Origin of the sequence: Leclercia sp. Colony189, assembly GCF_009740165.1 — a bacterium.
Taxonomy (GTDB): Bacteria; Pseudomonadota; Gammaproteobacteria; order Enterobacterales; family Enterobacteriaceae; genus Enterobacter.
In genome coordinates this window covers 4,071,588-4,093,149 of the sequence record NZ_CP046557.1, presented here as the reverse complement: position 1 = coordinate 4,093,149, position 21,562 = coordinate 4,071,588, and the positions used below count along the sequence as shown (strand labels likewise).

The following is a 21,562-nucleotide window of genomic DNA, read 5'->3' as shown; positions in this document are numbered from 1 at the left end:
TGTCAGGGGTTTTTGAGGTCGCTATGCTATTAATTGTTCGAACCATTCTTGCCGTTATCTACTGCATTCTGGTCTGTATCTTCGGCTCTGTTTACTGCCTGTTCAGCCCGCGTAATCCAAAACACGTTGCCACCTTTGGCCACATGTTTGCCCGTCTGGCGCCGCTGTTTGGCCTGAAGGTGGAAACGCGTCTGCCGGAAGGGGCAGAGAAATTTGGTAACGCTATCTATATCGGTAACCACCAGAATAACTACGATATGGTGACCGCAGCGAAAATCGTGCAGCCGCCAACCGTCACCGTGGGCAAGAAAAGCCTGCTGTGGATCCCGTTCTTCGGCCAGCTCTACTGGCTCACCGGCAACCTGCTGATTGACCGCAACAACCGGGCCAAAGCGCACGGCACGATTGCCGAGGTGGTGAACCACTTCAAAAAGCGCAAGATCTCTATCTGGATGTTCCCGGAAGGGACCCGCAGCCGGGGTCGTGGCCTGCTGCCGTTCAAAACTGGCGCATTTCATGCCGCAATTGCGGCAGGCGTACCGATTATTCCAGTGTGTGTTTCCAACACATCGAATAAGATAAACCTGAATCGTCTGCGTAACGGTCTGGTCATCGTAGAGATGCTGCCGCCGGTCGATGTCAGTAAATATGGCAAAGACCAGGTACGCGAGCTGGCGGCACATTGCCGCGAATTAATGCTGAATAAAATCGCTGAGCTCGATAAAGAAGTCGCAGAGCGAGAAGCTGCTGGCAAGGTTTAAGCCGGCTTAAAGGGAAAACGAATTCCCGTGTGTTAGTGCGTTTATAGATGGAGCCATTATGTCACTCAGTCGCCGTCAGTTTATTCAGGCATCGGGGATCGCCCTTTGTGCAGGCGCGGTTCCGCTGAGGGCAAACGCCGCCGGGCAGCAGCAGCCGCTGCCCATTCCGCCGTTACTGGAATCCCGCCGCGGGCAGCCGCTGTTTCTGACGCTACAGCGCGCCCACTGGTCGTTCACTCAGGGTACCCGGGCTTCGGTCTGGGGCATCAACGGACGCTACCTCGGCCCGACGGTGCGCGTCTGGAGCGGCGATGACGTCAAACTGATCTACAGCAACCGCCTGGCGGAGAACGTCGCCATGACCATCAGCGGGATGCAGGTGCCGGGCCCGCTGCTGGGCGGTGCGCCGCGCATGATGTCCGCAAGCGCCGACTGGGCACCGGTTCTGCCGGTCCGCCAGCGCGCCGCGACCCTCTGGTATCACGCCAACACCCCAAACCGCACCGCGCAGCAGGTCTACAACGGTCTGGCCGGGATGTGGCTGATAGAGGATGAGGTCAGTAAATCCCTGCCGATCCCGAACCACTACGGGGTGGATGACTTCCCGCTCATCATTCAGGACAAGCGGCTGGATAATTTCGGTACGCCGGAGTACAGCGAGCCGGGCAGCGGCGGTTTTGTGGGTGATACGCTGCTGGTCAACGGCGCGCAAAGCCCCTATGTCGAGGTGTCACGCGGCTGGGTACGCCTGCGTCTGCTGAATGCCTCCAACTCGCGTCGCTATCAACTGCAGATGAGCGATGGCCGCGCGCTGCACGTCATTGCCGGGGATCAGGGCTTTTTACCGGCTCCGGTGTCGGTTAAACAGCTGGCGCTGGCGCCGGGCGAGCGACGCGAAATCCTGGTGGATATGACCAACGGCGAAGAGGTGTCGATCACCTGTGGCGAGGCGGCGGGCATTGTTGATCGTCTGCGCGGTTTCTTTGAGCCGTCGAGCATTCTGGTTTCGACGCTGGTGTTAACCCTGCGTCCAACCGGCCTGCTGCCGCTGGTGACCGATACCCTGCCGATGCGCCTGCTGTCGGAGGAGATCCTGAGCGGTACGCCGGTGCGCAGCCGGGATATCAGCCTTGGCGACGATCCGGGCATTAACGGCCAGCTGTGGGATGTGAACCGCATCGATATCACCGCCCAGCAGGGCTCCTGGGAGCGCTGGACGGTGCGCGCCGACAGGCCGCAGTCGTTCCATATCGAAGGGGTGAGTTTCCTTATCCGCAACGTCAACGGCGCCATGCCGTTCCCGGAAGACAGAGGCTGGAAGGATACCGTCTGGGTCGACGGGCAGGTGGAACTGCTGGTCTATTACGGGCAGCCTTCCTGGCCGCACTTCCCGTTCCTGTTCCACAGCCAGACACTGGAGATGGCGGATCGCGGCTCGGTGGGGCAGCTGCTGGTGAATCCGGCCCCGTAATTCTCTCCCGCCCGGCATCCTCTGCCGGGCGTGTTGTTTCTAGGCCCGCCAGAAGAAGCGCGAGCAGAGGATCAGTATCGGATAGATCTCCAGACGCCCCAGAATCATCGCCACGCACATCAGGTATTTTGCCCCTTCCGTCAGCGTACCGAACGTTGACGCAGTTTCACCGAATCCTAGCCCCATATTGTTGATGCAGGCGGCGACCGTGGCGAAGGAGGTGAACAGATCGTACCCCATCAGATTCAGCGCCCAGATAAAAAAGGCGGTAAACAGGACGTAGAGAAAGAAGAAGCTCCAGACCGAACGCAGTACGCGCTCGTTGACCACGCTTTTACCGATGCGCACCGGCAAAAGGGCGCGTGGATGGCCAAGCTGGTGCAGCTCCTGGCGGCACTGTTTGAACATGATCAGAAAACGCAGCGCCTTGATCCCGCCGCAGGTGGAGCCGATACAGCCGCCGAAGAAGCTGGCCAGTAACAGTAAAAAGATGGTGTGCGCGGGCCACTGGGCATAGTCCCCGGTCGACAGGCCATTATCGGTCATCATCGAGCTGGCAAGAAAAAAGGCATGCACCAGACTGTCAGGGATGTTGTACATCCCTGCATGCCATACCTGCCAGGCGGTGATCAAAATGATGATGGCCGCGGCAATCAGAAAGAACTTTAGCTCCTGGTTACGGCGAAACGGCTTCAGCGTGCGGCGGGTAATGGCCACATACCAGAGGGTAAAGTTGAAAGCGGAGAGCAGGGAGAACAGCCCGGCGACCAGCTCCACGGCATGGCTGTCGTAAAAACCGATACTCTCCGAACGGGTGGAGAAGCCGCCGAGGGAGACGGTTGAGAGCCCGTGGCACAGCGCGTCGAAGAACGACATCCCCGCAAGCCAGTAGGCCAGCGTGCAGGTTAGCCCCAGCAGCAGATAGGTGAGCCAGAGAGTGCGTGAGGTATCCGCCAGCCGGGGAGTGAGGCGCTCCTCTTTAAACGGTCCTGGCATTTCAGACTGATAAAGCTTCATGCCGCCAATGCCGAGAAACGGCAGCACCGCCACCGCCAGCACGATGACCCCAAGGCCGCCGATAAAATTGAGCTGCGCGCGATAGTAGAGATACGATTTTGGCAGGGCGCTGACGTCGCCAATCACCGTAGCCCCGGTGGTGGTGATCCCCGATACCCCTTCAAAAAGCGCATCCGCCAGCGAGAGTTTCTGCGCGTCATCCATCCACAGCGGCATGGCGCTAATCAGCGAAAAGAGGAACCAGAACAGTACGATAATCACAAACCCGTCGCGGGTGCGCAGCTGGATCCCGGCATGTTTGGTCATCAGCCAGGTGCCGCCACCGAGGGTAAAAAAGGTCACGAAGGTGCTCAAAAAGGCGATATAGCTGCGCTCTTTATTTGCCAGCGCGATGGCCATCGGCGGCAGCATCGAGAAGCTATAAAGCAACACCAAAAACCCGCACAGATGCATCACAACCTGTAGCTGGGAAACCTGAGAAGAGTGGCTGCCTCGCAAAGTGTCATTCCCCGTCATGGCCGTTTTTGCTGAGCAAAAACGGGCTAAAAATCCTGCGTAGTAAAGCGGTTATTCGTCAGCGCGCGGCATTCTAGCAGGTTGTTTACAGCGCTTGTGGAAGTTTCGTTAACCTGGCGCCATTTTGGCGCGTTCCCCACTTCATTTATTGCAGAAGAACAGCGTATAATCGCCGCCCTTTGATTATTTTTTCTTCGGAAGCATTATGAGCGCAATTTCCCTGATCCAGCCGGATCGTGACCTCTTCTCCTGGCCGCAGTACTGGGCGGCCTGCTTTGGACCGGCGCCTTTCCTGCCGATGTCTCGTGAAGAGATGGACCAACTTGGCTGGGACAGCTGCGACATTATCCTGGTGACGGGTGACGCTTACGTCGATCATCCGAGCTTTGGTATGGCGATCTGCGGTCGCATGCTCGAAGCCCAGGGCTTCCGCGTCGGGATCATTGCCCAGCCTGACTGGAACAGCAAAGATGATTTTATGCGCCTCGGTAAGCCTAACCTCTTCTTCGGCGTTACCGCGGGCAACATGGACTCGATGATCAACCGCTACACCGCCGACCGCAAGCTGCGTCACGACGACGCCTACACCGCGGATAACGTGGCGGGCAAGCGTCCGGATCGCGCAACCCTCGTCTACACCCAGCGCTGCAAAGAGGCCTGGAAAGATGTACCGGTTATCCTGGGGGGTATCGAAGCGAGCCTGCGCCGTACCGCGCACTACGACTACTGGTCTGATACCGTGCGCCGTTCGGTGCTGGTGGACTCCAAAGCCGACATGCTGATCTTCGGCAACGGCGAGCGTCCGCTGGTGGAAGTGGCGCATCGTCTGGCGCAGGGCGAACCAGTGGGCGACATCCGCGACGTGCGTAACACCGCCATCATGGTGAAAGAGGCGCTGCCGGGCTGGAAAGGGGTGGATTCCCGTATCATCGATATGCCGGGCAAAATCGATCCGATCCCGCATCCATACGGCGAAGATCTGCCGTGTGCGGATAATAAGCCGGTTGCGCCGAAGAAAGCCGAAGCAAAAGCCATCGTGGTGCAGCCGCCGCGTCCGAAGCCGTGGGAAAAGACCTACGTGCTGCTGCCATCCTTTGAGAAGGTAAAAAGCGACAAGGTGCTCTACGCGCATGCGTCCCGTATTCTGCACCACGAAACCAACCCGGGCTGTGCCCGTGCGCTGATGCAAAAGCACGGTGAGCGCTACATCTGGGTAAACCCGCCGGCGATCCCGCTCTCTACCGAAGAGATGGACAGCGTATTTGCGCTGCCGTACAAGCGCGTGCCGCACCCGTCATACGGCAACAGCCGTATCCCGGCGTATGAGATGATCCGCTTCTCGATCAACATCATGCGTGGCTGCTTCGGGGGCTGCTCTTTTACTCTTGTTTTTATGTATTTAGAGTTAAACTCTACTTTTCTATTTTTAGAATTCAAGCTATTCATCGTAATTGAGAGATATCCTTTTAATGTTCAGCAAGCCTGTTAAAAGCACTTTATCTGAACCGCGTTTTGCCTAAATCCTGCTCAATATATACTCTCCCTGAGTTCTGAAATCCTCAAATTCCCCAATCTTAAAGCATTGATACATAGATGATGTCAGATAATGCGCAATCATCTCACCGCCAATATGGATCCGTTCCGGGTGTGAGTATGTCGCCTGTATAGCCCTTTGTTCATTCATCATTACAGGAATTGTCTGCAACAAATCCCCATCCAGGATTTGGCACTCAGGTTTTACTCCTGTTCCGTATTGTAATTGCTCTGATTCGAAATCATGGACTGAGCGATAGGCGAACGAAACGATATTTCCTGTTTCCTCGCAAATTGCGAACTGATAAACACTGGTTGTCACCGTTGAAGAAGAGGGAATTGCATGGTCATGCTTGTATTGTTTCCACAGCCTCCTTAGACAGGCCGATGTATGATAATTGAGATTTTGTATACCTGATACGACCATTCTGGTTGATGCTTCAAGCAACCAGGTGTTAGAAAATCCACCTGCCCCCGTACCTGCTATGATGGTTCTTAGCTGGGGGATGTAACCTGCTTTGGAAACAAAAGATAACGGCTCCCCATTATCGGTGACGGCAAGGGTATCTGTTACAATCAGTGCTTGTGCTTCGTCTGTATAAAATATCAGTGATGACATATTTTCCTCATCCAGAAAAGACATTACATGAATCACAGAACAGGTCACTACAACCACGTGAAAGGGAGTCAGACCATTTTCCAGAGGTAAATATATTCTTGTGTTTGGACGCGTTGCGGTTCTCTGTAAAAAATATATAGCACAAACAAAAGTCCCCGCAGGGATAAATATAGTTATATGCGCTTTTTCTGCTGGCTTTTACAATTGAAAGTGACAGGTAAACGAAATGTGTTACAGGTTTCTTTTGCTTTTCGTTGGGTTCTGTATATGCGAATTTACCCTGTGTGTTATTTTTGCAATGGACTCAGGCTGTATTCAATCAATTAAGGTTTACTTCTGGCATTAAGATGTATCCGTTGCCTGTTTTTTAAGGGCACGGTTTGTGCCGGGAAATGAAAATCACATCTTAAGTTCTTCACTCAAAGGATTTGTGATGTTTATCACGTATGGTCCGGGTAACGTGTTGAGGTCAATGTATTGCATCGTGATGGTGTCGTTACATCTTTTACTTTCCTCCTGATTTGCATATTCACTCCCGGCAACCTGGTTGTTTGTTTTTTCTTCTTCCGGATTTATAGTGTAGGCATGAGGTGGCGTTTCAGGGCGACAGACTGTGAGGATAATCACTAACATTCATGCGCGTTATGGGCGTGTCAGCAAACTGGATGCAACAGAGCCGAAACTGAAATTTGAACCCGGATTTCTGTATGCTGAAATACCTTATATTAGCGGCATCCAGAATCGAAAACTGAGCCGATATGTACACTTTTATCTTATGGATAAAGCTATCCTGCAGGCCAGGGATTTAAAGCCTTTAGCCCGGGCATTTTTACGCTGGATAAGGTGGCTGGAGGATAACGGACTTGACCCTTTCACCCCGGGAACGTTGAAATACCAAAGCCCTACATATGGCTTCAGGGAGTATCTTCTGGGGGCCGTAAGGCAGGGGCGCATCGCCTCATCCACCGCGGCGGTGTACATCAGCGTTATCCGACGGTTTTACGTATTTCTGGGCAAGTGTGGTGAGCTGGCTGCCAGCTCATTTTTTACGTTGGTCGAAAAAGTCGTTGACGGGCGACGCAAGGTGATAAGTTCGGATCTTGCCATCAGGATAACCAGCACAACAAAAAGGACAATCAACCCACTGAATGATGCAGAGGTTCATATCCTGGATGAGGCACTGAAATCTGAGTCCGGGTTGTTCAGTTTAATGATTGTGCTGATGAAAAATTGTGGGTTACGGCTGGATGAAATGCTGACCCTGCCGTCGTCACTCTTTACTGAAGAGTACCTTGCCAGTGTCCCTGTATCTGAGTTGACCATCAGGGGGCTTCATATTGGTCCGAGATGCGGAGTTCATACGAAGTTTGGGATGACGCGAGAACTCTTCATCACCAGACGATTGTACGAGCAGGTTCTGGATTATCTGGCGGATGAGGAGTATGAAAAGAAGATCCAAAAATGGCGTGCACGACAGGGTGGGGAAGGGCGGCACGAGCCTTTATTTTTAATGGCAAACGGGAAACGGATGTCTGAAAAAGCCTTTTACTCCCGCTGGTACAGTTTTCGCCATCGCCTGGCCCGGTCTGCTCCGGGAAATGTGTTCAGACATAAACCCCATGATTTGCGGGCAACGTTTGCGACCCATTTTTTACGCTCGGCACTGAGTTGCTATCCCGATCAGGCCGCAAATGCGCTGGGTACAGTAAAATACTGGATGGGCCATAAAAGCGAAAATACGACGATGAAATACATCGTCTTTCTTCAGCAAAACCAGATTTCTGATGCAGTCGCCGGGGTCATGGACGCATTGATTGACGGTGCTGCAGGTCGCGATGGAGCCATATATGAGCCGGAGTGAAACGCAGATAACGTGGATGGCCGAAAATGTGCTGTCATGGGAGACGGTCAGCGGACACATCACTCAGCGGGATCTGAACCGATATTATTTACTTGACGTTTATCTTCAGGCTCATTTTTCAGATTATGTGTTGCTCCCCGGATGGTTTAGTGAACATTCGCATCTTGCCCGCCCTGAAAAACGCGATTTTATTGCCTCTCTGAAACGATTTCTTCTGTCTTACCGTCCCGCCGGAAGGTTAACCATTTTCCGTTATCTCAATATGTTTTTTATATGGCAGTCAGTCAATCAGTATGACTATGGCACGGCTGAAGGCGTTGAAATGTATATTAAACATCTCATGAACGATATTCGTCGGCGAAAAATTTCAGTCAGGATGGCAAGACACTACTTGTCCGTGGTCAACCGGTTTTTGCTTACGGGCGGGCAGATTCAGAGGCGGTATGAATATGAATTCTTACCGAAAGGAACGTATCAGCAGCAGGGAAGGGATAGCTATACCAGGAATGAACTTTCCGAGATCCTGAGGCAGTTGTCATCCATGAATGAGTTCCTTGCGGGATGTATCCGGGAGCATATCGCTAAATCGGAAAAAGGGGTGCGGCATTTCTCACCGTCTTTGCTGGCACCTGTTTATGAAGCGTATTTCCGGTATCCGGGAGAGAACGGGGTCAGCAGGGCAGAGATCATCATCAGGGACGTTCTGGAAAATTACTTTCTTACTTCTTTTTTTCTGTTCTGTTACCACACATGGGGAAACACCTCTCAGGTTCTGGGTCTGACGCGGGATGATATACATCTGGATGAAAAGGGTATCAGCACTGATTATGTTTATAAGGGGAGAGCGAATAAGTATATACGTCTGACGATAGGTAAATCGGAGTATGTGACCAAACGTGCGGGCTATTACTGGTTTCTGTCTTTTATCAGGCTCAGGGACGACATCGTTAACTATCTGGTTTCCGCAGATAACTTCCCTCCGGTACAGGCGCTGTTTCTGAGTGAGCCGCAGGTGAAATTCCGTAAGCTTTATTCTCTTAATCCCAGTCATCTGACTAAATTTTCTAACTCTGAGGGGGCGTGGGCCACGATGCGGCAGCTTAATCCCTCGCTTCCATCAATTACCGTTTCTGGCTTGCGCAAAACGTCTGAGCAGTATACGGACAGAACATTAAAGAATGGTCTGATTACGGCGGAAAAAGCACAGCATAACTGGGGCACTTACAGGCGGAATTATGCTGCAGGTAACCCACAGGGGGCGAAGGAAAACTTCAGTGCTGCACTTGATACGCTTATGAATCAGGGGATTGCGACACGTGCGTTATCCGAGCGGGTAAAAGTTGCTGATGAGCTGGGGATCGATCTGCGTGGAAGCGATGAGGGTGTGGATCTTTTATTGAATGGCCTGGGATGTCGATCGCAGGAGCCGCCTACAGATATTGAATTGCGCTTTATAAAAAAGCAAAAACGATTTGGCCGGACACCAAAGGCTTGTGCGGATTTTTCTCATTGTGTCGAATGTTCAAAAAGTTGCGTTGTGGAAACGCTGGAGTCTGTATGGCTCCTGCTGTCATTCAGGCATGCTATCGAGTATGGAAAACCGTTGTACATCGGTTCGGTCAATGCTGTGGAGCGTTATGAAACGTTACTCCTGAAGATTGATTTACGGCTTGGGCTGGTAGATGAGGCGACCCTGAAAAAAGCGCGCGTTAAACTTCAGCGAGAAGGTGTGGCTCCGGTATGGCAGATTTGAAGAAAAAAGAGGTAAGCCGTAGTCGAATGGCGGAGTTTCCTGCCGGAACGCCGCTTCGTTCAGGGGATGAGTTTCCGACTGAGGATATCATCTGTGAGGCACTAGAAAACAAAAGCTTTGAACGTCTGAATAACTGCCTGGTTATCGCCAGCTCAGATGAACATGATATGCGTTTTATCAATGAGGAGACGCTGAATATTTATTTCAGGGATGATGTCTGGACCAATCGCTATGTCAGAACCCATATTGGTGAAACGTTAAGAACCGTTAATTTTTCAGGCATACGGGATCCTGAACTGCGTCTTGAAGCCAAAATCATCTCAGCCAGCCTGCTCTGGATTGTCGGCAGGACCGCGAAGACGCAGTCCCTGATCCGGAAATGTGCAAACATTGTGGCGGGAGCCCGTATTATTGAGTCTATGGGGTATCGCAGTCTGTTTCAGCTTCGTTTTCCGCTTGTCCGGAATGCTTTCATTGTAAAGATGAAGGAGGAGGATGAGCACGGCAGGAAGCGTTCTGAAAGAACATTACGTAATTACTTTATGGACCTGGCGGATATCTCGCTGACAGGTCATACCCGTCTTCGAAAATACGGTTACTTTCCTGATATTAGCTTCGACAGTTACAACAGTGTGGATGATTCAAACCAGACATATTGTATGCCTTTCAGTCTTATGATGTCTGTCTGGGAAGGGCTGATTACTGAACTGGATGCTGAAATCAGTGATTTCGATTTTGACGGGTTTTCCCGGCTGTGCGCTATCATAAACGGTTTTTATGATTCGCCTTACTATACGTCGATGCTGGAAGCCCGTAAAAGAGGGACAGCAAAAAGCATACCGGATTACCGGGCCGCGTATTACTACAATATTGTTGCCGGGGAAATTCGGGCGCTTTTCGCGACACTTGGCCCCGGGATGCAGGGCTGGTTCTCGGTACATAAAAATAAGCGCTGGAGATCTGATTTTATTGGCGTTGATCACATAAAGCTGAACACCTGGCATTTTGAGCTGACGTTAAAAGTCATGAATGTGATACAGGCCATGTCGGGGATGAGACACAGCGAAGTGCTTGGCGTGATGCACGGTTCACTGATTTATGATGGTGATATCCTGGGACTTCGTTCGGTGTTGCATAAGTTCGCCCCGGAAGGTGGAAGTCACGAAGACTGGGTTGTTTGTCGCTATGTGGAAAAGCCTTTTCAGCATTTACGCAGAATTAATCAAATCATGACAGGCCTGGACGGGAAGACGCTGGACAATGTTCCATTGTCTTTAAATATCAGGTCGTGGTTCTCGGAGCAAAAACTCTCTTTTATGGGGACGCAGCGCCAGACTGAGTGGGCAAAGAAATTTGTGAAAAGACACCATCTGTTCATCCGACGTGACCATATTGATGAGTTCAGGCTTTTAAATCCAAACATACGTGATGATGAACGCGTTGCGATGGAGATTCGGGAGGGGGCTTTCTGGCCATTGCGAACCCATCAGTTTCGCCGTTCACTTGCTGTACACCTCAGGCGTCTTGATCTGATTTCTACTAATGATCTTATCCGGCAGTTTAAGCACTTAATCAGAGGCATGACGGAGTGGTATATGTCCGGTGCACTCAACGCTTCGCATTTTAGCCGGGCGATCCCTCAGGCATTCGCTGCCGAGATTGAGAGGGTTGATACCGAACTCTCAGCTTCCAGGGCTGTTTCTTATCAGCATGAAGGCCTGCTTTATGGCGAAGGCGGGAAGTTACTGATGTCCCAGAGAGGTGGGCACTTACATCAGATGACGTTTCCTACACTGAAAAAAGCGATGAGCATGGCTAAACGAGGCGGGCAAAAACTGGTATCTCTTGGAAACGGTTTTTATTGCATGAATGGCCATGACTGCGAGTTTAAGGCGGTTGTTCAGTCAGCGTCCTGCAATCCGGGATGTGAGAACATGCTGGCCGGAGCTGATTCTGTTCCCGTGTGGAAACGCAGGATGGCTCATTATGACAACCTTCTGGAGATTGCCGTGCGAAATAATGCTCCTCAGGCTGACAGGGATTTTCTGATGCTTGAGAGAGATTTTTATGCAGATGCTGTCCGTTTTTTTGAAAAGGATGAATAGAGCATGACGAACGAACAGTCGGGGGTTAAAAAAACACAGGCAAGAGCAGAGCAGGCCCTGAGGGAACTGATGTTATCAGGGGAGCGTATCAGCCAGTATGCTGTGGAAAAACGAGCGGGGCTGGCAAACGGCACCCTGAATTATAACTGTCCTGAGTACAGGCAGGTCAGGGAGGCTATCCGCAGTCTGAAAAAAACGTGCCAGGGCACCGCGCCGGTTGATGAGCAGGGCATTGAGCAGCAGATCAAGCTGAAAGAAAAGTATCGCCGTCAGAGAAATGAGCTGAGGGAAGAAATCAAAAAGATGATGGCTGAAAATGTAGAGCTGTTACATAACCTTATACTTTTACAGCAGTATGTCAGGGAGCTTGAACGCAACACCGGGAGGGAGAAAGGGGACGTCATTCCGTTCTCGGGTGGTGTCAGGGACTGAGGCTATACTGAACGGAAGGACGCGAGGTGAATCGCCACAGGTTTAACAGACACCTCAGAGTCATTTAAGATGACTTAAAGAGAGGTGCCCATGAGCGGTAAGCGTTATCCTGAAGAGTTTAAAATTGAAGCAGTCAAACAGGTTGTTGATCGCGGTTATTCTGTTGCCAGCGTTGCAACGCGTCTCGATATCACCACCCACAGCCTTTACGCCTGGATAAAGAACTACGGTCCGGATTCTTCCACTAATAAAGAACAGTCAGATGCTCAGGCCGAGATCCGCCGTCTTCAGAAAGAGCTGAAGCGGGTTACCGACGAACGGGACATATTAAAAAAAGCCGCGGCGTACTTCGCAAAGCTGTCCGACTGAGGTACGCCTTTATTCGTGACAACACCTATTGCTGGCCTGTTCGCCTGCTCTGTCGGGTGCTGGATGAACATCCCAGTGGTTTTTACGCCTGGCTTCAGCAGCCGCATTCACAACGCCATCAGGCAGACCTGAGACTGACAGGACAGATTAAACAGTTCTGGCTGGAATCGGGATGCGTCTATGGTTATCGCAAAATCCATCTGGATCTGCGGGACAGCGGGCAACAGTGCGGAGTGAACAGAGTCTGGCGACTGATGAAACGTGTCGGGATAAAGGCTCAGGTCGGATACCGGAGCCCGAGGGCATGTAAAGGCGAGGCCAGTATCGTGTCGCCCAACAAGCTCCAGCGACAGTTCAATCCGGATGCTCCGGATGAGCGTTGGGTAATCACAGCGTGGTTTCCTCAAACCCTCGCTGTGAATTAACTGAAATACTTCATTGAAGCTGTAACCAAACAGTTAACTGAAAGAATGAGCCCGCAGAGCATTGCACAGCGATGACACCATTTGTTGAGCTTCACCGTTTTCGCATACAACCGTCCGGAATTTGGAAAAGCACTGTCTTTTTGTACTGACCGATCATGATTAAGTGACACCTCTTCGAAAAAGAGAGCGCGATGAGCGATTAATATATGGCTCGAAAGACAATTATGTTGGGCTTTTATGACCGCTGTCAGAGGTATTATCTTACCCGGACGGCAACAGGGTCGGAATGTCATCAGCGGCACTGTAACAAGCTATCCGCCATCTTAAATATCTGCAGGTCCTTGCACCGAGTATGCACACCAACCGACAGAGTGATTTGACCCAAACTGGTGGATATTTTGCAAAACTATTAGCCTCTTATGACCGGTCTGCAGCCTGATATTGAGGAATTAGTGCGCTTTCATGGAATGCCTGCCGGGATCGCAAGTACGAACCCCCGGTACTGTTACACTGAATGTGCTCAGTCCTGTATCAGATTGTATTTTTCAGCAACTCAAGAACAACCCTTATTTTATCATTGTCACGTTTGTAGTACGTCCAGGGACCGATGCGCTGAGAAGTAACAAGTTGTGCCCGTTGAAGAGCTGAGAGGTAAAGAGAAACGGTAGACTGTGAGAGCCCGACCTTTTCCTGAATGATACTGACACACACACCGAACTCGTCCGCATCAGCATAAGGCTGATGGAAGTGTATTTTCGGTTCCTTGAGCATATGCAGAATTTTTCTTCTAACAGGGTTTCCCAGCGCCTTAATCACGTCATTCAAATCAATATCAGGCATAAACTCTGTCACTTGTCGCATTGAGGAATTGCAATGTTACGATACTTCTCTACGTTAAGCATCAGCTTTTGAAAAGCTGATGCTCATAAGAATGGTTAGCCAAAGGCGGGATAATCTGTGTAGCCTTTTGCCGTTCCACCATACATGGTTGTTGGATCGACCGGATTCAGTGGCCATTCATGATAAAGGCGCTGCGGTAAATCCGGATTAGCTATGAACGGGCGGCCAAATCCGATAATGTCTCCCCAGCCAGCACCGATAATCCGTTCGGCTTTTTCTTGCGTATATCGCCCGGCATACATAATTACACCGCTGAATAACTTACGGACTTCAGCTCTGAATGCTTCAGGCAATTCGGGAGCATCATCCCAGTCGGCTTCAGCAAGAGAAATATAGGCTATTCCGATTTCTTCAAGAATTTTAACGGCTTCGGTATAGGTTTCATGGGGATCATCTTCCACCAGGCCAAGATAGACCCTTACTTCATCCGTGGTCTGAAAGAGCGGAGCAAAACGGACTCCCACACGGTCTTTACCGACCACATCAGCGACAGCCTGCGTCACTTCGCGCAGAAACCGCAGCCGGTTATGTAATGAGCCACCATATTCATCCTCTCTTTTGTTGCTATGGGATGACATGAACTGGTTAACCAGGTATCCATTTGCACAGTGACTTTCCACACCGTCAAAACCGGCATCAAGGGCGTTCTGAGCTGCCCCGGCGTACATCCTGACAATCTCACTAATTTCCTCTTTTTCCAGTGCGCGGGGGCAGGAAGCGGTAGCCAGCGCACCCTCTCCCGGCCCGGTTTCGATGAATACCTTAACGTTTTCCCCTGCCGGTATCGCCGACGGAGCGACAGGCGAGGCGTTACATGGCTGCAGGGAGTTATGGGATACTCTTCCGACATGCCAGAGCTGGGCAAAAATGATGCCTTCTTTTTCATGCACTGCCCGCGTCACTTTCTTCCAGCCTTCCACTTGCCGTGAGCTGTAGATCCCCGGGGTCCACGCATAACCCTGCCCACGAGGTTCGATTTGTGTTCCTTCGGTCACCATAAACCCGGCACTGCTGCGCTGTGCGTAATATTCAGCCATCAGTTCGTTCGGAATATCACCCGGTTGTGAGCTCCGTGAGCGGGTTAAAGGCGGAAGTACAACACGATTCTTCAGGGTGTAGGGACCTAGTCTGGTGGGAGAGAACAGGTTTTTCGTCTTCATTACATATCCTGATATAGCGAATTTTCAATATCACTGAAACGCCATGTCTCAGCATTTACGACCTGGCATGTCGTCGTTCGGCCGATGTAGCCGCAGAACCACGACACTTTATTCCACATATTGAGATTTACCAATATCTAGATTTATAAAAATTATGATCGGATGAGCGGAACGGGGGGGTTGCCTGATGGCTCACAGAATCGGCATCATGAACCTAAATGGTTCTGATAATGTTATCGGAGATCCTGAACGGGAACGGTATGCGTCACGATTTTAATGACTATGTTGCATTCATGGCAGTAGCACAGGAGTGCAGTTTTTCACGGGCTGCTGTCCGCCTCGGGATCTCGGCATCCACGCTTTCACACACGATACGTCGTCTCGAGGAGCGCGTTGGCATGCCGTTACTTATGCGTACAACCAGGCGGGTGGCTGTCACCGAAGCCGGTAAACAATTATTACTGACGCTTGAACCCGGTCTTGCGCGCATTGAAGCGGGCGTGACAGCTCTTCAGAGACTGCGCCATACACCGGCTGGGCTGGTCAGACTTACGGTATCAGATCACATGATTCATGAATGTCTCTGGCCACGATTGTCACCGTTACTAAAAAAATATTCGGATATCAAGGTGGAAATGTCGCAGCAGAACGGTTTTGTCGACATTGTTGAGGGCAATTTTGATGCCGGAGTCCGAATTGGTGATGACATATTAAAGGATATGGTGGCCGTCCGAATCGCACCGGACATACGGTTTGTCGTCATTGGATCGTCCACCTATCTTGCAGAAAGAGGTCTGCCGCTACATCCCTCTCAGCTGGAAAAACATGACTGCATCAATATACGTCTGTCACCCACAGGCCCGCTGTATGGCTGGGAATTTGTCAGGCAGGGGGAGATTGTGAAAAAAGTGGACGGGCAGCTTACTTTTTCAAGCATTTATCCAATGCTTCAGGCAGTAAAAGATGGCTACGGCCTGGCCTACCTGCCGGAGTCTTCTGCCCTGGCGGGGATTGAGGCGGGACACTATTGTCGGGTGCTTGAGGACTGGTCAGAGGCTTTTCCCGCCGACATGATAATTCCAATAATGTCCATTACAGGCTCCGGTAAAGATAATACCGACACCTTACATGAGAAAGGCAAAAGCAATATAACCTGCTGTGCTCCGGATTTTAAGAATGAGCGGTTTACGTAGCAGGATGAGCAGTTCGAACCAGAAATTTCGTTACTATTGCTAAAGTAAAACCTGATGACCTCTAATCGTAACGGAGACCAATATGACTTCACAACTGAACTGGCAGGCCCCGGCTATCAATCGCAAAAAAGTAGGTGACATGACTGTGACCATGCTGAGTGATGGCTATCTGGACGTATCTTTTGAGCTGCTGTCTGGTATTGACGGCTCACGTGCCGAGGATTTACTGCAGAAGCGCGGTGTGCCAGCAGTACCCCGTATTAATATCAACGTCTACGTTATCCAGACGCCTGAGCGAACCATCCTGATTGACAGTGGTGCCGGAGGTATCAATGGCTGGGGCGGTCGGCTTCAGGTAGCCCTGGCCGCGGCAGGCATTGACCCGCTTCAGATTGATACCCTTCTCCTGACTCACGCGCATCCTGACCATATCGGCGGGCTTGCAGGCCCCCTGCAGACTCCCGTTTTCCGCAATGTTCAGCAGTTGTTTGTGCATGAGAAAGAACTCGCTTTCTGGCGTGATGAAACCATTTCCGCTGGCGCGCCTGACGCATTCAAGCCGTTCTTTGAAGTAGCAAGGAACGCCTTCAGCGCTTATGACGACAAACTGGTGCCATTCCGCGAGGAAGCGATTTTACCAGGTATTCAGACTGTACCGCTGTTCGGCCATACACCAGGACATACCGGTTATCTGCTGGGTGATGAAAAAGAGTCGCTGCTCATCTGGGGTGATATTGTTCACTTCCCGCACATTCAGGTTGCTCAGCCTGACGTTACTATCGCGTTCGACAGCGATCCTGCGGCGGCGGCGGCCATCCGTAGCAAAGTGCTTGACCGCGCAGCGAGCGATAACCTGGCTGTCAGTGGTATGCACTTCAACCTGCCTACTACCGGTAAGGTTATCCGTGAAGGTAACAGCTTCGCACTGAATTACGACCTGTGGTCACCCGCAGTCTGATCACCTTCCTTCCCGGTGCACACAATAGTGACCGGGAAGATCCCCTTTCATATCGCCCGACAAGAACCCACCTGCAATACTATGAATATCACTGCCTCACAAAAAAATGGCTCATTACTCTTGCGCCCTGGCTTTTTGTATTCCTCTGGAGTCAGGGTTTGTCGCAGCCAAATTTACCGTGCAGTACAGCGCGCCGTTTCATCTTTTATTCCTGCGTGGCGCATTTTCCTGTCTGGTCCTTCTGCTGCTTACACTGGGGTTCAGGGCCCGTTTTCCGTCCGGCAGAGGAATGGTTCGCAACCTGATTGTCGGACTTTTCCTGCAGAGCTTCTTTCTGGGCGGATGCTTTTATGCCATCCATCGTGGCATGCCGTCAGGCATTGTGGCGCTCATCACCGGCCTGCAGCCGGTACTGACTGCAATACTGGTTTCACTCATGCACCGTCAGTCCCTGCATCCCCGGAAATGGCTGGGTATTGCGATTGGCTTTGCGGGCGTTTTCCTGGTGCTCTCGCCAGGCCAGCATAGTTTTGCACTGGATCCTGTGGCTTTTGGGTCGGTCATGCTGGGGTTATTTGGCGTAACGATCGGAGCGCTTTATCAGCGCCGTGCTCAGGGAGATGGACATATCTTTGCGAACACGTTTTTACAGTACGTCACTTTGACAATATCGATGGGTGCAATTAGCCTGATGTTCGAATCTGCTCCGACGCAGTGGAGCTTATCATTTGCGCTGGGTCTGGGCTGGCTGGTTATTGGCGTATCGGTTCTGGCGATTATGTTGCTGATTTTTATGATACGAAGCGGTGAAGCAACCAAAGTCGCTACTTACTTTTACCTGGTTCCCATTCTCACGGCAGCTGAAGCGTGGTTGCTGTTTGGAGAGGCCATTACATTGCCCATGCTTGTGGGTATGGCAATAACTATAATCGGCCTGATTTTTGTCATCCGGGAATAGACAACCGCACGCGTCGCTGTATGCTTTTGTATATGGCGACGTATAATAGCGGTCAAAGTCAAATTCCGGATGAATATGCAAACAGTCAGCTTTTCCGATTCTCCCGTTGATGATCTCCTCGCTGAGCTTCTTACCCTGGCACGCTCCCGTTTTCCACTTCCCTGCGATTGCCTTCGCGCAGAACAGACGCATCAGGTAAAGAAGTTCGAGGTGGAAGGTGCGACCCTTTCCTTCCCGCTGGAAGGAGAATTCCGGTATCGTGAAAATGAGAAATGGCACCGGGTGATCCCGGGCGAGATTATGGTCGTCCCGAATGCCCGTAGCATCGATATAGAATATGCCCCTTCAGAACAAAGTGGTGAGTTTGTTGCCCTGAGCGTGGTGCTCGCGGAGGAACAGCTTGAAGCAGCCAGGCTGTTACTTGCCGCACCACCACCACAGGACACCGGCAGCATCGCAGCCATTTCCGTATCAGCTCTTCTTTCACCCCTTAACCGCTGGACAGCCGCAATGCGGGAAGGGAAGCGTCCGCTTTCCCTGCACGCCATGGTTGAAGTGGTGCTCTGGCTTTATGGCATGGGATACCATGCTTTGCTGCGAGCCCGGCAGCCAAGTCTGGCCATGAAAATCCGTCAGATGGTAGCGGACAAACCGGCTCATCCCTGGAGTGCTGCTGAAATTGAAGATCTGACGGGACTCAGTGGCCCCACGCTTCGGCGCCACCTGGCCAGTGAGTCAACCAGCTTACGCTCAGTTATCGCCGATGCACGTATCGCGGAGGCTCTCCGCCTGCTGATGACATCGACGCTGCCGGTAAAAACGGTCGCGGGGCGGGTGGGTTACAATTCACTATCGAGCTTCAGCAAGCAGTTTTCTGAACGCTATGGAATCGAACCTTCAGGGTTCCGCTGACTTCAGTTCGTTCAAGGTACACATTGCGTCCCTCGCACTTCAGTAACTTGCGTGGATCTTTCGAATATAACGGAAGATATTGGCCGGCATTGCGTGTAACCGGTTCAGGAGTTCTCATCGTGACGGGAGAGCTAAATCGGTACGGCTGTTGTTCTCAGCTATAAGAACAACTGAGTATCTGACCAGCTGTCTGGTGCTGGCAGCAGCATGCAGTGCAATCGGTCAGGCTCAAAGGAACTGACCTGATGTCAGGTTATAATTTCGGACACATCATAACCCCAGAAGGAGACAACTGTGGTTCATGTTTTCATTATCGGTGGTGCAGGCAAAATCGGCCAGCGTCTGTGCAGGATCCTTTCAGGTAGGGGGCATGCTGTTCGTGCCCTCTACCGTAAGCCAGAGCAGCAGGCATTGCTAGGCGAGCTGGGTGCTGAGCCCGTCAGTGGGAGCCTGACAGAGCTGGATGCAGCTGCGCTGGCGATGCACTTTGCAGGTAGTGATACAGTGGTGTTTACTGCCGGTGCCGGCGGTAAGGGGGGACAGGAGATGACCAATGCGGTCGACGGCGAAGGGCTGAAAAAGTCGGTAGCTGCCGCCCTCAGTGCCGGTGTGTCTCGCTTTCTGCTCGTTTCTGCATTCCCGGAGTCCGCACGGGGAGAAACCACTTCTGAATCATTCGAAAATTATATGCGTGTTAAAAAAATGGCCGATGTGGAACTAGCACAAAGCGAGCTTGACTGGGTGATCCTGCGCCCCGGCGCGCTGCAGGATAAGACTGGTACGGGTTATGTACGTGCCGGCCTGGCCATCCCGTATGGTAACGTGCCCCGTGATGACGTGGCGGCTACGCTGGCTGAACTCATTGAGCAACCTGCCGTCAGCCGCGTCATCATTGAGCTGACGTCTGGCGATGCTCCTGTCCGTGAAGCCATACAGAAGCTGGCGGGCCGATAAAAGGCAGCGCACGTACCAGCAGGCTGCAGGCCCCCAGGCGTTTACAATAAACTTTCCAGCCAGTCGGTAAACGCCCGTACTTTTCGGGAGAGATGGCGGTGCGGATACAGAAGTTACAGTTTGCGATTCGGGGACGTATTATCTGGCAGAACCTCTACCAACAGCCCGCGATCGAGATAAGGCTGCAAAAAAATATTCATGCCCTGTAGTATTCCCAGCCCCGCCAGGCCTGCTGCAATGTAGGCTTCTGAGTTATCCACGACAAGCCTGCCTGGAAGTTCAATTTCGGTGGAGCCCTCTGACGTCCCGAATGTCCAGGGCATAACTTGTCTGTTGCTGCTGTTAATCCAGTTGACGGCCTGATGCTGCTGCAACTCGTCCATTGTTTCCGGGGTGCCGTGTTGATCAAGATACGCAGGACTGGCGCAGGTCGTCATTTTAACGGTTCCCACCTCCTTTGCGATATAGTCGCCATCGTCCAGCTCCCCCACCCTCAGTATGCAGTCCAGGCCATCATGCAGCATATTCCGTCGGCGGTCTGAGCTGCTCAGGATAATTTCAATTCCGGGATGCTGGCGATAAAAATCAGGCAGGTTGGGTATAACAAGTAAAGCCGCAAACGCGACAGGCATATCTATGAGCGAATAGCGGGCGTCAAAATGATAGCGACAGGAAAGTTCTGCCATATTAAACATAACAACCCTTGGGCGCACCGCCGCAGGCGCCCTCAGCACGTTTCTGCGGCCTCCCGCCTGTTTCCGGCACCTTTCAAACGCCCCTGATGATTTCTGCGCGTCTGCATGGCTATGCAGTGAGATCTGCTCTCCACCGATTAGTGCATGCAGATTTTGGAAACGTCCAATTCTGGCACGAAGCGGTCACCCCGGCGGGGTGCAGTCCGCTGTCAGCGAAAACGGACATTGAGCCAATCAAATAATCTGTGCCAGAATTTGTCATTGAGGCTAGTACTTTCGAGTAGATCTATTTCCCGCCCGTACTCTTAAACTCATCTATCTCATCCTTCTACGACTTATTACCGGGAATATAAAACCCCGCCGAAGCGGGTTTGGTAATTTGAGTTTTTCTCAGGCGGCCATCTTTCTGCATTGTTCGGCGCAGTGATGACAAGCGCTTGAGCAATCCTGACAATGGTCATGTTCATGCTTTCCACACTCGTCACCGCACTTCTGACAAACATCAGCGCAAAGACGGCAAAGATCCTGGGCAGACCCGCTATTTAGTGTCATGAATTGAGCTGCAAGACGGCAGATATTTGCACACTGCATATCCAGTTTTATGCACTCGCGCATCATCTCCAGATTCTCTTCGTCGAGACACGAAGCCGCACAGTTATCACATGCCGTTGCACATAGATAACAGGCTTCGATGCATTTTTTGTATTCGTCTAACATAATTTCTCCTTAGCTAAGGTTACGTATTAAGCATGGAAGAGATAACTGATTATTCAAATTTTGAATTAGTTAATTACCTTTTCAGCATTTCATATCATTGATTCAAAGTGCATCTCTAGGGTTACCTAATTCACCTATGTCTACTTCTGGCACAATGCAGAAATGAGATAGATTTACTTTATCCGCTTCTCGCTCAAAGCTGTCCGTAATCCCTTGCCTGCTTAAAAAAACCGGATTAACGTGTGATGTTTTT

At 51.4% G+C, this 21,562-nt stretch carries 16 protein-coding genes and 3 pseudogenes; 13 read left to right on the top strand and 6 right to left on the bottom strand.

The window, feature by feature from the left end; all coding sequences use genetic code 11:
- Window positions 1-23: 23 nt before the first annotated feature.
- Both plsC and ftsP read left to right on the top strand, forming a co-directional pair.
- Window positions 24-761: a 1-acylglycerol-3-phosphate O-acyltransferase gene (gene plsC, locus GNG29_RS19460; RefSeq protein ID WP_103180982.1), complete on the top strand. Its 738-nt coding sequence runs from the start codon at window positions 24-26 to the stop codon at window positions 759-761.
- Between the two features lie 58 nt (window positions 762-819).
- Entirely contained in the window at window positions 820-2,232 is a 1,413-nt protein-coding gene (gene ftsP / locus GNG29_RS19455) for a cell division protein FtsP (RefSeq protein WP_103176967.1), read from the top strand.
- Window positions 2,233-2,271: 39 nt separating this feature from the next.
- Here the strand turns inward: ftsP and GNG29_RS19450 are convergent, their stop codons facing one another.
- On the bottom strand, window positions 2,272-3,765 hold the full coding sequence (locus GNG29_RS19450; protein WP_197431823.1) for a TrkH family potassium uptake protein: 1,494 nt from the start codon (window positions 3,763-3,765) through the stop codon (window positions 2,272-2,274).
- Between the two features lie 205 nt (window positions 3,766-3,970).
- On the opposite strand from GNG29_RS19450, the pseudogene GNG29_RS19445 reads away from it, so the two are divergent.
- A pseudogene (locus tag GNG29_RS19445) lies at window positions 3,971-5,146 on the top strand (YgiQ family radical SAM protein); the annotation flags it as partial.
- Window positions 5,147-5,281: 135 nt separating this feature from the next.
- On the opposite strand, the gene GNG29_RS19440 reads toward GNG29_RS19445, so the two are convergent.
- Window positions 5,282-5,917, bottom strand: coding sequence for a hypothetical protein (locus GNG29_RS19440; protein ID WP_023279901.1), 636 nt, complete (start codon window positions 5,915-5,917; stop codon window positions 5,282-5,284).
- 613 nt (window positions 5,918-6,530) lie between these two features.
- Between GNG29_RS19440 and GNG29_RS19435 the strand changes: the two genes are divergently transcribed.
- From GNG29_RS19435 to GNG29_RS19415, 5 genes and pseudogenes are all read left to right on the top strand, one after another.
- Window positions 6,531-7,778, top strand: coding sequence for a site-specific integrase (locus GNG29_RS19435; RefSeq protein WP_007897923.1), 1,248 nt, complete (start codon window positions 6,531-6,533; stop codon window positions 7,776-7,778).
- On the top strand, window positions 7,765-9,531 hold the full coding sequence (locus GNG29_RS19430; protein ID WP_007897920.1) for a hypothetical protein: 1,767 nt from the start codon (window positions 7,765-7,767) through the stop codon (window positions 9,529-9,531). The genes GNG29_RS19435 and GNG29_RS19430 overlap by 14 nt, the downstream gene beginning before the upstream one ends.
- Window positions 9,519-11,636, top strand: a complete 2,118-nt coding sequence (locus tag GNG29_RS19425) for a hypothetical protein (protein ID WP_017384059.1) — start codon at window positions 9,519-9,521, stop codon at window positions 11,634-11,636. The genes GNG29_RS19430 and GNG29_RS19425 overlap by 13 nt, the downstream gene beginning before the upstream one ends.
- A gap of 3 nt (window positions 11,637-11,639) precedes the next feature.
- Window positions 11,640-12,068: a hypothetical protein gene (locus GNG29_RS19420; RefSeq protein WP_017384060.1), complete on the top strand. Its 429-nt coding sequence runs from the start codon at window positions 11,640-11,642 to the stop codon at window positions 12,066-12,068.
- Between the two features lie 90 nt (window positions 12,069-12,158).
- A pseudogene (locus GNG29_RS19415) lies at window positions 12,159-12,847 on the top strand (IS3 family transposase); the annotation flags it as partial.
- Window positions 12,848-13,393: 546 nt separating this feature from the next.
- On the opposite strand, the gene GNG29_RS19410 reads toward GNG29_RS19415, so the two are convergent.
- Both GNG29_RS19410 and GNG29_RS19405 read right to left on the bottom strand, forming a co-directional pair.
- On the bottom strand, window positions 13,394-13,702 hold the full coding sequence (locus GNG29_RS19410; RefSeq protein ID WP_032415288.1) for a helix-turn-helix transcriptional regulator: 309 nt from the start codon (window positions 13,700-13,702) through the stop codon (window positions 13,394-13,396).
- A gap of 95 nt (window positions 13,703-13,797) precedes the next feature.
- The gene (locus GNG29_RS19405; protein WP_156655225.1) at window positions 13,798-14,922 is read right to left on the bottom strand and encodes an alkene reductase; all 1,125 of its coding nucleotides are present in this window, start codon (window positions 14,920-14,922) and stop codon (window positions 13,798-13,800) included.
- Window positions 14,923-15,182: 260 nt separating this feature from the next.
- Between GNG29_RS19405 and GNG29_RS19400 the strand changes: the two genes are divergently transcribed.
- From GNG29_RS19400 to GNG29_RS19380, 5 genes are all read left to right on the top strand, one after another.
- Window positions 15,183-16,115 (top strand): LysR family transcriptional regulator, encoded by a 933-nt coding sequence (locus tag GNG29_RS19400; RefSeq protein WP_158002126.1) that lies wholly within the window; start codon window positions 15,183-15,185, stop codon window positions 16,113-16,115.
- 82 nt (window positions 16,116-16,197) lie between these two features.
- The gene (locus GNG29_RS19395; RefSeq protein ID WP_017384065.1) at window positions 16,198-17,073 is read left to right on the top strand and encodes an MBL fold metallo-hydrolase; all 876 of its coding nucleotides are present in this window, start codon (window positions 16,198-16,200) and stop codon (window positions 17,071-17,073) included.
- A 106-nt stretch (window positions 17,074-17,179) separates the two neighbouring features.
- Window positions 17,180-18,031 (top strand): DMT family transporter, encoded by an 852-nt coding sequence (locus GNG29_RS19390; protein WP_023279882.1) that lies wholly within the window; start codon window positions 17,180-17,182, stop codon window positions 18,029-18,031.
- A gap of 75 nt (window positions 18,032-18,106) precedes the next feature.
- The gene (locus GNG29_RS19385) at window positions 18,107-18,943 is read left to right on the top strand and encodes a helix-turn-helix transcriptional regulator (protein WP_023279881.1); all 837 of its coding nucleotides are present in this window, start codon (window positions 18,107-18,109) and stop codon (window positions 18,941-18,943) included.
- A 294-nt stretch (window positions 18,944-19,237) separates the two neighbouring features.
- A complete protein-coding gene (locus tag GNG29_RS19380) occupies window positions 19,238-19,897 on the top strand; it encodes an SDR family oxidoreductase (protein ID WP_007897903.1) in 660 nt (219 codons plus the stop codon).
- 41 nt (window positions 19,898-19,938) lie between these two features.
- Here GNG29_RS19380 and GNG29_RS19375 read toward each other — a convergent pair.
- Together GNG29_RS19375 and GNG29_RS19370 are read right to left on the bottom strand one after the other, a co-directional pair.
- Window positions 19,939-20,535 (bottom strand): annotated as a pseudogene (locus GNG29_RS19375) (LysR substrate-binding domain-containing protein); the annotation flags it as partial.
- A gap of 447 nt (window positions 20,536-20,982) precedes the next feature.
- Window positions 20,983-21,309 carry a four-helix bundle copper-binding protein gene (locus tag GNG29_RS19370; protein WP_022649401.1) on the bottom strand — a complete coding sequence of 109 codons (327 nt, stop codon included), beginning with the start codon at window positions 21,307-21,309 and terminating at the stop codon, window positions 20,983-20,985.
- Window positions 21,310-21,562 lie beyond the last annotated feature (253 nt).